The 12357-nt window shown below is 73.3% G+C and carries 14 protein-coding genes; 4 read left to right on the top strand and 10 right to left on the bottom strand.

Annotated elements, in window-relative coordinates; genetic code table 11:
- Positions 1 to 43 precede the first annotated feature (43 nt).
- A complete protein-coding gene (locus ACGFSC_RS06745) occupies positions 44 to 832 on the top strand; it encodes a serine protease (RefSeq protein ID WP_359909099.1) in 789 nt (262 codons plus the stop codon).
- A gap of 171 nt (positions 833 to 1003) precedes the next feature.
- On the opposite strand, the gene ACGFSC_RS06740 is transcribed toward ACGFSC_RS06745, so the two are convergent.
- The 3 genes from ACGFSC_RS06740 to ACGFSC_RS06730 form a co-directional block, all read right to left on the bottom strand.
- On the bottom strand, positions 1004 to 2194 hold the full coding sequence (locus ACGFSC_RS06740) for a helix-turn-helix transcriptional regulator (protein WP_359909102.1): 1191 nt from the start codon (positions 2192 to 2194) through the stop codon (positions 1004 to 1006).
- A 182-nt stretch (positions 2195 to 2376) separates the two neighbouring features.
- Positions 2377 to 3816 carry an amino acid permease gene (locus ACGFSC_RS06735; protein WP_359909105.1) on the bottom strand — a complete coding sequence of 480 codons (1440 nt, stop codon included), beginning with the start codon at positions 3814 to 3816 and terminating at the stop codon, positions 2377 to 2379.
- Positions 3817 to 4081: 265 nt separating this feature from the next.
- Complete coding sequence (locus ACGFSC_RS06730) at positions 4082 to 4318, bottom strand: hypothetical protein (RefSeq protein WP_359909108.1); 237 nt, start codon at positions 4316 to 4318, stop codon at positions 4082 to 4084.
- 146 nt (positions 4319 to 4464) lie between these two features.
- On the opposite strand from ACGFSC_RS06730, the gene ACGFSC_RS06725 reads away from it, so the two are divergent.
- Positions 4465 to 5484 carry a Ku protein gene (locus tag ACGFSC_RS06725; protein WP_359909111.1) on the top strand — a complete coding sequence of 340 codons (1020 nt, stop codon included), beginning with the start codon at positions 4465 to 4467 and terminating at the stop codon, positions 5482 to 5484.
- 56 nt (positions 5485 to 5540) lie between these two features.
- On the top strand, positions 5541 to 5840 hold the full coding sequence (locus tag ACGFSC_RS06720) for a hypothetical protein (protein WP_359909114.1): 300 nt from the start codon (positions 5541 to 5543) through the stop codon (positions 5838 to 5840).
- Between the two features lie 36 nt (positions 5841 to 5876).
- Here ACGFSC_RS06720 and ACGFSC_RS06715 read toward each other — a convergent pair whose 3' ends face one another.
- Together ACGFSC_RS06715 and ACGFSC_RS06710 are read right to left on the bottom strand one after the other, a co-directional pair.
- A complete protein-coding gene (locus tag ACGFSC_RS06715; protein ID WP_359909116.1) occupies positions 5877 to 7265 on the bottom strand; it encodes an NADP-dependent succinic semialdehyde dehydrogenase in 1389 nt (462 codons plus the stop codon).
- Positions 7266 to 7385: 120 nt separating this feature from the next.
- A complete protein-coding gene (locus ACGFSC_RS06710) occupies positions 7386 to 7667 on the bottom strand; it encodes a DUF6158 family protein (RefSeq protein ID WP_359909119.1) in 282 nt (93 codons plus the stop codon).
- A gap of 143 nt (positions 7668 to 7810) precedes the next feature.
- Between ACGFSC_RS06710 and ACGFSC_RS06705 the strand changes: the two genes are divergently transcribed.
- A complete protein-coding gene (locus ACGFSC_RS06705) occupies positions 7811 to 8794 on the top strand; it encodes an adenosine deaminase (RefSeq protein ID WP_359909122.1) in 984 nt (327 codons plus the stop codon).
- A 25-nt stretch (positions 8795 to 8819) separates the two neighbouring features.
- Here the strand turns inward: ACGFSC_RS06705 and ACGFSC_RS06700 are convergent, their stop codons facing one another.
- The 5 genes from ACGFSC_RS06700 to ACGFSC_RS06680 form a co-directional block, all read right to left on the bottom strand.
- Positions 8820 to 9404 (bottom strand): dihydrofolate reductase family protein, encoded by a 585-nt coding sequence (locus tag ACGFSC_RS06700; protein WP_359909125.1) that lies wholly within the window; start codon positions 9402 to 9404, stop codon positions 8820 to 8822.
- A 62-nt stretch (positions 9405 to 9466) separates the two neighbouring features.
- Positions 9467 to 10087, bottom strand: a complete 621-nt coding sequence (locus ACGFSC_RS06695; RefSeq protein WP_359909128.1) for a vitamin K epoxide reductase family protein — start codon at positions 10085 to 10087, stop codon at positions 9467 to 9469.
- Positions 10084 to 10875 (bottom strand): thioredoxin domain-containing protein, encoded by a 792-nt coding sequence (locus ACGFSC_RS06690; protein ID WP_359909130.1) that lies wholly within the window; start codon positions 10873 to 10875, stop codon positions 10084 to 10086. Before ACGFSC_RS06690 ends, ACGFSC_RS06695 begins: the two co-directional genes overlap by 4 nt.
- A 102-nt stretch (positions 10876 to 10977) precedes the next feature.
- Complete coding sequence (locus ACGFSC_RS06685; protein ID WP_359909133.1) at positions 10978 to 11637, bottom strand: hypothetical protein; 660 nt, start codon at positions 11635 to 11637, stop codon at positions 10978 to 10980.
- A gap of 98 nt (positions 11638 to 11735) precedes the next feature.
- On the bottom strand, positions 11736 to 12188 hold the full coding sequence (locus ACGFSC_RS06680) for an SRPBCC family protein (RefSeq protein WP_359909136.1): 453 nt from the start codon (positions 12186 to 12188) through the stop codon (positions 11736 to 11738).
- Between the last annotated feature and the right edge of the window lie 169 nt (positions 12189 to 12357).

Here is a 12357-nt window from a genome sequence, read left to right as displayed (position 1 = left end):
GCCGGGCCACTCTCGGTCTTCCCCCACCTGCAAGGAGGATCTGATGAAGCGTCAATTCGGCAGAGTGGTCGGCCTGCTGGCCGGCCTGGTGCTCGGCGCCGGCATGCTCGTGCTGCCCGCCGCCGCCTCGCCCGCGCCGTCGCCGAGCGTGGTCGGCGGCACGCGGGCGACGCAGGGCGAGTTCCCGTTCATGGTGCGGCTCTCGATGGGCTGCGGCGGCGCGCTGTACACCTCGCAGATCGTGCTCACCGCCGCCCACTGCGTCGACGGCACCGGTGCCGACAGCAGCATCACCGTCACCGCCGGAGCGGTCGACCTGAACAGCGGCAGTGCGATCAAGGTCCGCTCCTCGTACGTGTACCAGTCGCCCTCCTTCACCGGCGCCGAGAACGGCGACGACTGGGCGCTGATCAAGCTGGCCTCGCCGGTGAACAGCAGCCTGGTCAGCACCCTGCCGATCGCCACCTCCACCGCCTACGACACGGGCACCTTCACCATCATGGGGTGGGGTGCCGCGCGCGAGGGCGGCGGCCAGCAGCGGTACCTGCTCAAGGCCACCGTGCCGTTCGTCGACGACGCCACCTGCGCCCGCGCCTATCCGGGCCTGAACACCGCCGGCTCGCTCTGCGCGGGCTACGTCGCCCAGGGCGGCGTCGACACCTGCCAGGGTGACTCCGGCGGCCCGATGGTCCGCAAGGACGCGGCGGGCCGCTGGGTCCAGGTCGGCATCGTCAGCTGGGGCAACGGCTGCGCCCGCGCGGGCTACCCGGGCGTCTACAGCCAGGTGAGCACGTACGCGGCCGACATCGCCGCGGCGGCGGCCGGCCTCTGAGCCCACCCGCCGGGCCCGGTCCGACCGGTGCGGCAGGGCCGGCCACCACTCCCGCAGGTGGTGGCCGGTCCTGCTGTTCCGTGGCGGACCGGGCGCCGCCGTGCCCGGGCGGTCGCCGCCGTGCCCCGGCAGCGGCCGCCGCGTCCGGGCCGGGGGGCTCGGCGCGGGCGTTCACCGGCGCAGCCATTCCCCGGCCCGCCGCTGCTCGCGGGCGATGCGTCCGGTGGTGGTCGGAGGCAGCCGGGCGAGCAGGGCGAGGGCGGCATCGGCGTGACCGGCGAGGGCGTGGGCGCCGGCGAGGCGGGCGGTGACCAGGGCGTGGTCGCGCGGGTGGGCGGCCCGGTCGAGGAGCCGCAGGGCCGCCTCCAGCCGGGCCGCCGCGGTGCGGGCGTGGGCGGTGCGGCCGGTGCGGAGGGCGAGGTCCCGGTGGCAGGTGCCGTGGGCGACGGCCAGGACCAGCTCGGCGCGCGCCGTCCAGGGCGTCGGCACGCCGGTGAGCAGTGCGGCGTCGGTCAGCCGCCGGGCGTCGGCCAGCGTTCGGTCGGCCTGCGCCGCCCGGCCGGCCAGTGCGTGGGCGTGGGCCTGGACGAGGGCGGCCCAGGCCCACAGCCCCGGCAGGGGAGGGGCTGTGGTCCGGGCGGCCTCGGCCAGGGCGAGTGCGGTGGCCGGGTCGCCGAGCCACCAGTACAGGGCGCTCTGGCGGACGAGCAGGGAGGCCGCGGTGGCCCGGTCGCCGGTCGCGCGGGCCCACTCCAGCCCGGTGGCGTACCAGCCGAGCGCGCGGGCGGGGCGGTCGCCCTCGAAGTGGGCCCAGCCGGCGAGCTCGGCGTACTGGGCGGCGAGCGAGCGGTCGGCGCCGGGGGCCTCGCGGGGGCCGGGGTGCCGCCCGCCGAGCAGGGTGTGGGCGTGGTGCTCCAGGACGGCGGCCAGCTCCTCGCCGCCGATCCGGCCCGCGGCGGCGCGGTAGGCGGCGAGCAGGTGGGCGAGCACCTCGACGGTGGCGGCGTCCGGTGGTGCGGCGCGGGCGGCGGGCGGTGTCCGGGCGGCGGCGCGTTCGCCGAGGCGTTCGCGCTCCTGCCGTACGGTCTGCCAGAGTTCGGCCAGCTCGCCGTCGGCGAGCAGGAGTTCGTCGGCCCGGGCGGGCATCCCCGGCGGCGGCCAGCGGCGGGCGTTCTCCACCCGGCTGATCAGCGAGTCGTGGTAGCCGAGCAGCCGGCCGAACTCGGCCTGGCTGAGGCCGCGGGCCTCGCGCCAGTGGCGCAGCCGGCGGCCGAAGCGCAGGCGGGCGGACTCGGGTTCCGTACGGGGCGGCGGCGGGGGTGGCGGGGCCGGGGGCGGTGGGGGCGGTGCGGGAGTGGGCAAGGGCGGCACGGGGTCTCCCGGAGGGGGCGGGGGAGCGCTCGTGGGGGAGCGTCATGCCCTGGTATCCCCGTTGACGTGCCTTGGTCAAACGAGAGGGGCGGGTGGCGGGCCGGGAACGGCGCCGGGCCCGGGAGCCTTCTCAACGGCTCCCGGGCCCGGCGTTCCCGCGCGGGGCGGACGGGTCAGGAGCCCGCCGCCACCGCGGCCCGCCGCCGTCGGCCCACCACGGCCGAGGCCGCCAGCACGATGGCTGCGGCGACCAGCGACAGGTACATCTGCTTGCGCCCGTCGGCGTCGGTGAACATGTACGCCATGACGAACCCGATCATGCCCATGGCCGTCCAGGTCAGGTACGGGTACAGCCACATCCGGACGGTGTGCCGCTCGGGCATCTCGCGCTCGATGATCTTCCGCATCCGCAGCTGGGTGGCGCAGATCACCAGCCAGACGAAGAGCGCCACGGCGCCGGAGGAGTTGAGCAGGAAGGCGAACACGGTGTCCGGCGAGGTGTAGTTGAAGAAGACCGCGACGAAGCCGAAGACCACCGAGGAGAGGATGGCCACCCGCGGCACGCCGCGCGAGGTCACGGTGGCGAAGGCCTTGGGCGCGTCCCCGCGCTGGCCGAGCGAGAAGGCCATCCGGGAGGCGGTGTACATCCCGGAGTTGAGGCAGGACAGCACCGCCGTCAGCACGATCACGTCCATCACCTGGCCGGCGCCCGGGATGCCGATGTGGTCCAGCACCGCCACGTACGGGCTGGACTTGACGTCGGCGGAGTCCCAGGGGAGCAGGGTAACCACGAGCAGGATCGAGCCCAGGTAGAAGATCCCGATGCGCCAGATGACGCTGTTGGTGGCCTTGCTGACCGCCTTCTCCGGGTCCTCCGACTCGCCGGCGGCCAGGGTGACGATCTCGCTGCCCATGAAGGCGAAGACCACGGTGAGCATGCCGGTGAACACCGCGCCCACCCCGTGCGGCAGGAAGCCGCCGTGGCCGGTGAGGTTGCTGGCGCCGACCGCGTGGGTGCCCGGCAGCAGACCGAAGGCGGCGAGGGTGCCGATCACCAGGAACGCGGCGATCGCGACCACCTTGATCCCGGCGAACCAGAACTCGAACTCGCCGTAGGAGGCGACCGAGAAGAGGTTGGTGGCGGTCAGCACCGCCATCACTATCAGCGCCCAGCCCCACTGCGGCACGCCGGGCACCCAGTTGTTGAGGATCTTCGCGCCGGCGGTCGCCTCGACCGCGAGCACCACGACCCAGAAGAACCAGTACAGCCAGCCGATGGAGAAGCCGGCCCAGCGGCCGAGCGCGCGGTCCGCGTACGCCGAGAAGGAGCCGCTCTGCGGGTCGGCCGCGGCCATCTCGCCGAGCATCCGCATCACGAGCACGACCAGAGCGCCGGCCAGCGCGTACGAGAGCAGGATGCCCGGGCCGGTGGTCGCGATGCCCGCGCCGGAGCCGACGAAGAGGCCGGCGCCGATCACGCCGCCGATGGCGATCATCGACAGGTGGCGGTTCTTGAGTCCGGCCTTCAGGTGGCCGTCGCCGCCCTCTCCGGTCGGACTCGGCTGGTGGGGGAGCCTGGTGGCCGTCGTGGGCTTGGTGGTGTCCGCACTCATCAAGGTGCCCTGTGCCTTTCCAGCGCGGTGTGACCCTCGGCTCGTCGCGCCGGAGGGTGGGGGACTTGCCCGCGCATTGCGTCGCAACCTAACTTCTACGCCCGAGTATCGGAACAATGCTTTGATAACTGTTCGCTTACCGGACGTAAAAAGCCTGGTCAGGGTGGGTGGAAAGGTGGCATGGAAACCTCAGATCTGACGCATCGTCAGTATTCGAAAAGGTTGCCAAGCTCTGTTGGGGCTCAAATCGCCCGCACCTGCGCGGTCAGATCGGCCGCGCGTCGAGGACGGTGATCGCGGCCCCGTCCGCCGGTCGCCCGGTCAGCCGGGCGGCCAGGATCCGGGGGATGTCCTCCTCCTGCGAGTATCCGGGCAGGACGGTCACCTCCGCGCGCCGTGTGCCGGGCTCGCCCCGCACCGCGTACGTCACCAGGTAGCCGTACCGCTCCGGCGGCGGCGCCTGGTCCCGGTCCTGCCGGTCCCGCCGGCTCCGGACGGTCATCCGCATCGACCTCCTCGGCCCATTGTCGGCGCGGTGTGGACGATCCGCGCGAATCCGGGCAGAGTGGGACTCTCGGGACATGCCGTAGGAGCATCCCGAGCGTGCTCGGCGCCGGCCGGTTCCCGGCGCCGGTCAGGAGCGACCCCATGCAGACCACCTGGAAGGGGACGATCAGCTTCGGGCTGGTCAGCATCCCCGTCCACCTGTACTCCGCGACCCAGGAGCACGACGTCCCGCTGCACCAGGTGCACGCCAAGGACGGCGGCCGGGTGCGGATGAAGCGGTACTGCGAGCAGGAGGAGAAGGAGGTCCCGTACGCGGAGATCGCCAAGGGCTACGAGTCCCCCGACGGGCGGACCGTCACGCTCTCCGACGAGGACCTCGCCGACCTGCCGCTGCCCAGCAAGAAGATCATCGACGTGCTGGCCTTCGTGGACGAGGGCGAGATCGATCCGCTGATGTTCTCCAAGGCCTACTACGTGGGCGTCGCCGACAAGGCCGCCGCCAAGCCGTACGCGCTGCTGCGCGACGCGCTCACCGAGTCCGGGCAGATCGCCGTCACCAAGATCGCGCTGCGCACCCGGGAGTCGCCCGCGGTGCTGCGGGTGCACGACAACACCCTGGTGCTCCAGACCTGCATCTGGCCCGACGAGGTCCGCCCGGTGGCCGGCATCGCGCCCGAGGGGGACGTCACCGTCCGGCCGCAGGAGCTCAAGATGGCGCGGTCGCTGATGGACACCCTCTCCGAGGACTTCGACCTGGCCCAGCTCCACGACGACTACCAGCAGGCGCTGCAGCAGGTGATCACCGCGCGGCTGGAGGGCGTGGAGGTCCCGCACGAGGAGGAGCCGGGCGAGGCTCCGGACAACGTGATCGACCTGATGGAGGCGCTGCGCAGCAGCCTCAAGCAGGCCAAGGGCGGGCGGGGCGCCGGAGCCGAGGGCGCCGGAGCCGGGGAGGCCGGCGCCGGGGAGGAGCCCGCGCCGCGCAAGCGCGCCCCGGCGAGGAAGACCGCCCCGAAGGCGGGCCCGAAGTCCGCCGAGAAGTCCGTCGAGAAGACCTCCGAGAAAGCCTCCGAGAAGACCTCCGGGACGGGCGCCACGAGGAGCCCGGCGGCGAAGAGGACCGCCACCCGGAAGTCCTCGGCCCCCCGCAAGGCCTCCTGACCCTCCCGGGTCAGGCGTTCCTCCCATCCAGCCGTCCAGCCTTGGAGGCGATCCCGATGGACCTGCTGACCTACCAGGAAGTCGAAGCCCAGGCCGACGCCGCCGAGGGTCCCGAAGCCCGCAGGGCCCGGGGTTTCGGGCACCGCGTCTGGCACTGGCTGCTCAGCCTCAGCCCCACCGTGGTGACGTTCATGATCGCGCTCTCGATCGGCCTCTGCATGGTGGCCGTCCAGGTGAGCCTGCTGCCGGTGCTGGTGCCGATGGCGATCTTCTGGGGCCTGACGCTCATCGCGATGGGCGGCGTGATCGCCCGCTGGATGACCCCCGGGCCGGGCCGGCACCGCATGGCGTCCTGACCCGGCCGGGACGGGCACGGGGCCGGGAGGTCCGGCTCAGCCGATCCACACCGTGGTGACGTTGCAGAACTCCCGGATCCCGTGCCCGGACAGCTCCCGCCCGAACCCGGAGCGCTTGACGCCGCCGAACGGCAGCGCCGGGTGGGAGGCCGTCATGCCGTTGAAGAACACCCCGCCGGCCTGGATGTCCCGGACGAAGCGCTCCCGCTCGGCCTCGTCGGTGGTCCAGACGTTGGAGCTGAGCCCGAACGGCGAGTCGTTGGCGGCCGCCACCGCCTCGTCCAGGTCGGCCACCCGGTGGACGGTGGCGACCGGGCCGAAGGTCTCCTCCTGGTGGATCCGCATCGCCGGGGTGATGCCGGTCAGCACGGTGGGCTCGAAGAACCAGCCGGTGTCCCAGCCCTCCGGGCGTCCGCCGCCGCACTCCACCCGGGCGCCGCGGGTGCGGGCGTCCTCGACCAGTTCCTCCAAGTCGTCCCGGCCCTGGCGGCTGGCCAGCGGGCCGACGTCGGTGTCCTCGTCCATCGGGTCGCCGACCTTCAGCGCCCGCATCGCCTCGGTGAAGGCGGCGGTGAAGCGCTCGTACACGTCGGTGTGCACGATGAAGCGCTTGGCGGCGATGCAGGACTGGCCGTTGTTCTGCACCCGGGCCCGGACGGCGGTGCGCACCGCGGCGTCCAGGTCGGCGCTCGGCAGCACCACGAACGGGTCGCTGCCGCCCAGTTCCAGGACGGCCTTCTTGACCTCGTCCGCCGCGGTAGCCGCGACCGCCCGCCCGGCCGGCTCGCTGCCGGTGAGGGTGACGGCGGTGACCCTGCGGTCCCGGATCACGCCCTCGACCGCGCCCGAGCCGATCAGCAGCGTCTGGAAGCAGCCCTCCGGGAAACCGGCCCGCCGGAACAGCTCCTCGATCGCCAGCGCGGTGCGCGGCACGTTGGACGCGTGCTTGAGCAGGCCGACGTTGCCCGCCATCAGGGCCGGCGCGGCGAACCGGACGACCTGCCAGAGCGGGAAGTTCCACGGCATCACGGCCAGCACCGGGCCGAGGGGGCGGTAGCGGACGTAGGCGCGGCTGGCGCCGGAGTCTGCGACGTCGGCCGGGGCCGGGTGCTCGTCGGCGAGCAGCGCCTCGGCGTTGTCCGCGTACCAGCGCATCGCCTTGGCGCACTTGGCGGCCTCGGCGCGGGAGGCGGCGAGCGGCTTGCCCATCTCCTCGGTCATGGTGCGGGCGACCGCCTCCTGCTCCCGGTCCAGCAGGTCGGCGGCGCGGTGCATCAGTTCGGCGCGGGCGGCGAAGGTGGTGCCGCGGTAGCCGTGGAAGGCGGCCTCGGCGCGGGCCAGCCGCCGCTCGACGCCGGCCGCGTCGAGCGGTTCGAAGGTCTGGAGGGTCTCGCCGGTCGCGGGGTTGACGCTGGCGATGGGCATGCGGGGCTCCCAGGTGGGTCGGGGTCCGGTGCGTCTGCCCTCACACCCTCCCTGACCGCCCGGCTCCGGGCACGCCTCGGCGCGCCCGGCGTGTCCCGGCGGGCGGGCGATCCGCTCCGCTCACTCCGGCAGCGACTCCACCCGGGCCGCCGCCTCCCGGGCCCTGGCCCCGGCCCTGGTCCGGGCCGCGGTGACCTGCCGGCCGGGGAAGCGGTGCAGGAACTCGGCCTCCAACTCCCCGGTGCGCAGCGTGTGCCGCTTCAGCGCCTCCTCCGAGCCGTACAGGAAGGTCTCGTGGCGCGTGCGGTGGAGCTGTTCCAGCTCGTGCAGGAGCGTGTCGTTGCCCAGGGCGTGCGGGGAGATGCCCGCGGGCCGGATGTGCGGGTCGTCGGCGTGCCGCATCTCGGTGCCTCCTCGGCGGAAGTCCCCTCCTCCAGGGTGCCCGGGGACCGTCGCGGCTGCACCCGGCCGGTGGGCACGGATCGTAGGATGAATCCTTCCGCGTTCCTCAGAAACCATCCCGCCGACGCTCGGACAGATCGCACATGCCGCTTCCCAAGGCCGAACTCCACCTGCACATCGAAGGCACCCTGGAGCCCGAACTCGCCTTCGAACTCGCCGCCCGCAACGGCGTAGAGCTGCCGTACGCCGACACCGAGGCGCTGCGCGAGGCGTACTCCTTCAGCGACCTCCAGTCCTTCCTGGACCTCTACTACGCGCTGATGGCCGTGCTGCGCACCGAGGACGACTTCGCCGACCTGGCCGACGCCTACCTGGCCCGGGCCGCCGAGCAGGGCGTCCGCCACGCGGAGATCTTCTTCGACCCGCAGGCGCACACCGCGCGCGGGGTCCCGCTGGGCGCGGTGGTGGACGGACTGACCCGGGCTCTGGAGCGCGGCGAGGAGCGGTACGGCATCAGCGCCCAGCTGATCATGTGCTTCCTGCGGGACGAGTCCGCCGAGTCCGCGCTGGAGACCTTCGAGGCCGCCCGCCCGTACTTCGACCGGATCACCGGCATCGGCCTGGACTCCGCCGAGGTCGGCCACCCGCCGGTGAAGTTCCGCGAGGTGTACCGCCGGGCCGCCGAGGCCGGGCTGCGGAGGGTCGCCCACGCGGGCGAGGAGGGCCCGGCCGCGTACATCACCGAGGCGCTGGACGTCCTCGGCGTCGAGCGGATCGACCACGGGCTGCGCTGCCTGGAGGACGGCGAGCTGGTCGCCCGCCTGGTGCGCGAGCAGATCCCGCTGACCCTCTGCCCGCTCTCCAACGTCCGGCTGCGCTGCATCGACACCCTCGCCGACCACCCGCTGGACGAGATGCTGGAGGCCGGGCTGCTGGTCACCGTCAACTCCGACGACCCGGCGTACTTCGGCGGCTACGTGGAGGACAACTTCCGCGCCGTGCGCGAGGCCCTCGCCCTCGACCAGGAGGCCCTGCGCCGGCTGGCCGCCAACTCCTTCCGCGCCTCCTTCATCAGCGAGCGGCGCCGGGCCGAACTGCTCGCCGAGGTCGAGGCGTACGTCTTCTGACCCGCCCGTCCGTCGCGCCGGCCCGTCACCCGTCCAGGGGAGACGGGCCGACGCGCTCGTAGCGCAGCAGCGTCACGCCGTTGGTGAAGCGGTGGGTCTCGGTCAGGGCGAGCGGGGTGGGGTGGTCGGTCGGGCGGAAGAAGAGCGTGCCGCGGCCGAGCACGACGGGGTGGACGTAGAGCCGGAACTCGTCGATCAGGTCGAGGGCGAGGAAGGACTCGGCCAGGTTCGCGCCGCTGAGGCAGAGGTCGCCGCCGGGGCCGGCGGTGAGGGCGGCGACCGACTCCGGGGTGACCTCGTGGACGACGGTGGTGTTCCAGTCGGCGTGGTCGAGGGTGCGGGAGAAGACGGTCTTCGGCATCGCGCGCCAGATGCCCGCGAACTCGGCCGTCGGACCGTCGGCGGCCGGGTCCTGGTCGGCGGTGGGCCAGACGGAGGCCATCAGCTCGTGCGTCACCCGGCCGGAGACGAAACCACCCATTCGGGCGAGCTCGCGATTGAAGTGGGTGTGCACCTCGTCGTCGACGAGGTTCCAGCCGAGGTCGTGGTCCGGGCCCTCGAAGTAGCCGTCCACGGACAGGGAGACGAAGAGGACGATCCTGCGGCGCATCGGCGGCCTCACCGGGAGACGGTCCGCCGCCCCTGCCGCGGGGGAAGGGGCGGCGGACGGGATCAGATCAGGGTGCTCCAGTAGTACCAGAACCGGTTGAGGATCAGCAGCGCGATCACCGCGTACCAGAGGGCCGGGACGACCCAGTGGTAGCGGGCCGCCTCCCGGACGGCCGTCCGCAGCCGCGGGCCCACCGGGATCACGCCCGAGCGCAGGTTGTGCAGCGTGGTGTACCAGAACAGCGGGATCACCGCGGCCCACACCACCATGCAGTACGGGCAGAGCGCACCGATCCGGTACAGCGCCTGGTACATCAGCCAGGTCACGAAGCCGACCCCGAACACCGTCCCGGCCTGCAGGCCGAGCCAGAACCAGCGCCGGAACGCCGCCCCCGCGAGCAGCCCGGCACCGACCGCGACGACCACCCCGAAGGCGACCAGCCCGATCAGCGAGTTGGGGAAGCCGAAGGCCTCCGCCTGCGCGCTGCGCATGATCGAACCACAACTGATGATCGGGTTGATGTTGCAGTTGGGGACGTAGGACGGGTCCTCCAGCAGCCGGATCTTGTCCAGCGTGAGGACCGCCGAGGCGAACAGGCCGACGGCGCCGCCGATCAGCAGCAGCCAGGCGAACGGGCGGCTCGCGCCGTACGTGGGCCGCACGGCGGGCGCGCCGGCCGTCATCCGGTCACCTGCTTGACCATCGCGGTGAACTGCTCGGGGGAGACGGCCTTGCCGTTGGAGAGGACGTCCAGCTTCCTGCCGTCCAGCTTGACGGTCGGGGTGCCGGTGACGTCGCTCTTGTTGAACTCCTCGTTGACCTTGGCCGCCCACGGCGCGTAGGTGCCGTCCTGGACGGCCTTCACGAAGGCGTCCGTCTTCAGGCCGGGCACCTGGCCGGCCAGGTCCAGGACGTGGTTGACGTCGCCGAAGGCGTCGCTGCGCTCGTCCGGCTGGTTGGCGTACAGCACGTCGTGGAAGGCCTTGAACTTGTCCACGCCCTCGTTCAGCGCGGCGCCGGCCGCGGCCAGCGCGGTGCGCGAGCCCTTGCCGCCGAGGTTGTTGTCCAGGAACGTCGCCAGGTGGTACTGGACCTTGTACGTGCCGTCGTCCGCGAGCTGCTGGATCGCCGTGCCGGTGGTGGTCTCCAGCTGCTCGCAGAACGGGCAGCGGAAGTCCTCGTAGACGTCCAGGGTGTGCGGGGCGTCGGCCTTGCCGTAGGTGATCACGGTGCCGTCGGTGCCGCTCGCGTTGGCCGGCACGACCAGCGGGCCGTTCGCGGCGCTCGAACCGGAGCCGGAGGAGCCGCCGACGGCGAAGGCCACACCCGCCGCGAGGGCGAGGACGGCGGCCGAGGCGCCGCCGACCACCACCCGGCGGCGGATGCGCTCGGAGCGCTCGGCCTGGGCGCGGGCGACGCGCATGCGGTCCGTGGCGGAGGCCTTCTTGGCGGTCTTGCGGGTGTTGCTCATGGGGTGTCGTCCTGTGCTCTCGGGCGTACGGGGCGGCGCGGCCGGTCGGGGCCTGCGCGGGGGGAGAGAACAGCCGACTGAGCGGGCGGGGAGGCCCGCGGCTCAGACGGCCAGGGCGAACACCGGCGGACCGCGCCGGACGGCCGGGCGGACGACGACGTCCTCGGCGGGGACCAGCGCGCGGCTGGCCCGGGGGAACGGCACCCGCGCCGGCGGACGGGCCGGCAGCGGGGCGGCCAGCAGCCGCAGCCAGCGGGCGGCGGCCGGCAGATGGCGGTGCAGGAACTCGCCCACCATCCGGACGGCGCCGGCCAGGCAGCACAGCGCGGCGTCCGCACGGCGCAGCCAGTAGGCGCCGGCCAGCGCGATCACCGTGTGCAGCAACAGGAGCAGCAGCACACCGGTCCGCGCGGAGACGCCGTGACCGAGCAGGAAACCGCCGAGCGAACCGCCACCGCACAGCAGCGGCTGGAGGCCGTGCCCGGCGCCGGGCGGCAGCGAGGGACACGTGCTCTGCGCGAGGTCGAACAGCGCGCCGGCGCCCAGCTCCAGGGGCAGGAACACCGCCGCGATCGCCGGGAAGCCGCGCTCGCGGCCGGCCAGCGAGAAGGCCACCGCGAAGACGGCGGCCGAGGCCAGCAGCATCGGGCCGACCGGGAGCGTGCGGCCGGTGACCAGCACCTGGCCGAGCCCGGCGAGCAGCACGACCAGCGCGGCGAAGACCGCCGCGCGGAGCGTCCTGGTGACCGGCCCGATGTCCATGGCACCCGAGTCTGCCACAGGTTGAAACCGAAACGGTCTGCCGGACGGTGCGCTGTGAAGAGCCTCACCGCCCGCGCTGAGCTGGGCTTATCCGATGCTTACGGGTCGGCCCCGACGGCGTTCACCCGCGCCTCGACCAGCTCCCGGAAATGGTCCAGATCCTCGCGCACCGCCCGCTCGATCGCCCCGGCCTGGGCGAAACCGCGCGGCCCGCCGAACTCGCGCCGCACCGCCTCCGGGTCGTACTCCACCCGGATCTGCAACCGGGTGTGCCGGGCATCGAGCGGCAGCAGCGCGAAGGCGCCGCGCAGCGGAAGCGGACCCAGGGTCCGCCAGGCCATCACCCGGCCCCGGCCGCGGTCGGTGATCTCGGCATCGACCGAGTGCCGCTCGCCGTCGACCTCCACCCCGAGGTGCGCGAGGTTCCGGCCGTGCGGCTGGGCGCTGCTGACGCCGTCGACGAACCGGGGGTACTCGTGCACCCGGTGCAGTTGCTCCCAGGCGGCGAGGACGGGGGCGGCGATGTCGATCTGTTCCTCAAGGGTGCTCATTGTGCGCGGCACCTCCCTGGGTCCAGCGTGCGCCTCGGGGTGGGGGTGGGCAAAGGGGGGTGGTTGGTGTTGTTGGGGGCTTTCGGGAGGGTGGGGGGCCGGGGGCGGCTCCGGGGGGGGGTGCTCCGGGGGCTGGGTGATTTTCAGACTGCCGACCCTGTGGGTGGGG

The sequence above is a fragment of the Kitasatospora sp. NPDC048715 genome, from assembly GCF_043198905.1.
GTDB classification, from domain to species: Bacteria; Actinomycetota; Actinomycetes; order Streptomycetales; family Streptomycetaceae; genus Kitasatospora; species Kitasatospora lactacystinica.
This window is presented reverse-complemented; position numbering and strand designations above follow the sequence as displayed.

Bases quoted from the DNA above. Each gene is read 5' to 3' on its own strand.
- ACGFSC_RS06745 (WP_359909099.1), top strand. From the start codon at position 44: ATGAAGCGTCAATTCGGCAGAGTGGTCGGCCTGCTGGCCGGCCTGGTG.
- ACGFSC_RS06735 (WP_359909105.1), bottom strand. From the start codon at position 3,816: ATGAGTGCGGACACCACCAAGCCCACGACGGCCACCAGGCTCCCCCAC.
- ACGFSC_RS06730 (WP_359909108.1), bottom strand. From the start codon at position 4,318: ATGACCGTCCGGAGCCGGCGGGACCGGCAGGACCGGGACCAGGCGCCG.
- ACGFSC_RS06725 (WP_359909111.1), top strand. From the start codon at position 4,465: ATGCAGACCACCTGGAAGGGGACGATCAGCTTCGGGCTGGTCAGCATC.
- ACGFSC_RS06720 (WP_359909114.1), top strand. From the start codon at position 5,541: ATGGACCTGCTGACCTACCAGGAAGTCGAAGCCCAGGCCGACGCCGCC.
- ACGFSC_RS06715 (WP_359909116.1), bottom strand. From the start codon at position 7,265: ATGCCCATCGCCAGCGTCAACCCCGCGACCGGCGAGACCCTCCAGACC.
- ACGFSC_RS06710 (WP_359909119.1), bottom strand. From the start codon at position 7,667: ATGCGGCACGCCGACGACCCGCACATCCGGCCCGCGGGCATCTCCCCG.
- ACGFSC_RS06705 (WP_359909122.1), top strand. From the start codon at position 7,811: ATGCCGCTTCCCAAGGCCGAACTCCACCTGCACATCGAAGGCACCCTG.
- ACGFSC_RS06700 (WP_359909125.1), bottom strand. From the start codon at position 9,404: ATGCGCCGCAGGATCGTCCTCTTCGTCTCCCTGTCCGTGGACGGCTAC.
- ACGFSC_RS06695 (WP_359909128.1), bottom strand. From the start codon at position 10,087: ATGACGGCCGGCGCGCCCGCCGTGCGGCCCACGTACGGCGCGAGCCGC.
- ACGFSC_RS06690 (WP_359909130.1), bottom strand. From the start codon at position 10,875: ATGAGCAACACCCGCAAGACCGCCAAGAAGGCCTCCGCCACGGACCGC.
- ACGFSC_RS06685 (WP_359909133.1), bottom strand. From the start codon at position 11,637: ATGGACATCGGGCCGGTCACCAGGACGCTCCGCGCGGCGGTCTTCGCC.
- ACGFSC_RS06680 (WP_359909136.1), bottom strand. From the start codon at position 12,188: ATGAGCACCCTTGAGGAACAGATCGACATCGCCGCCCCCGTCCTCGCC.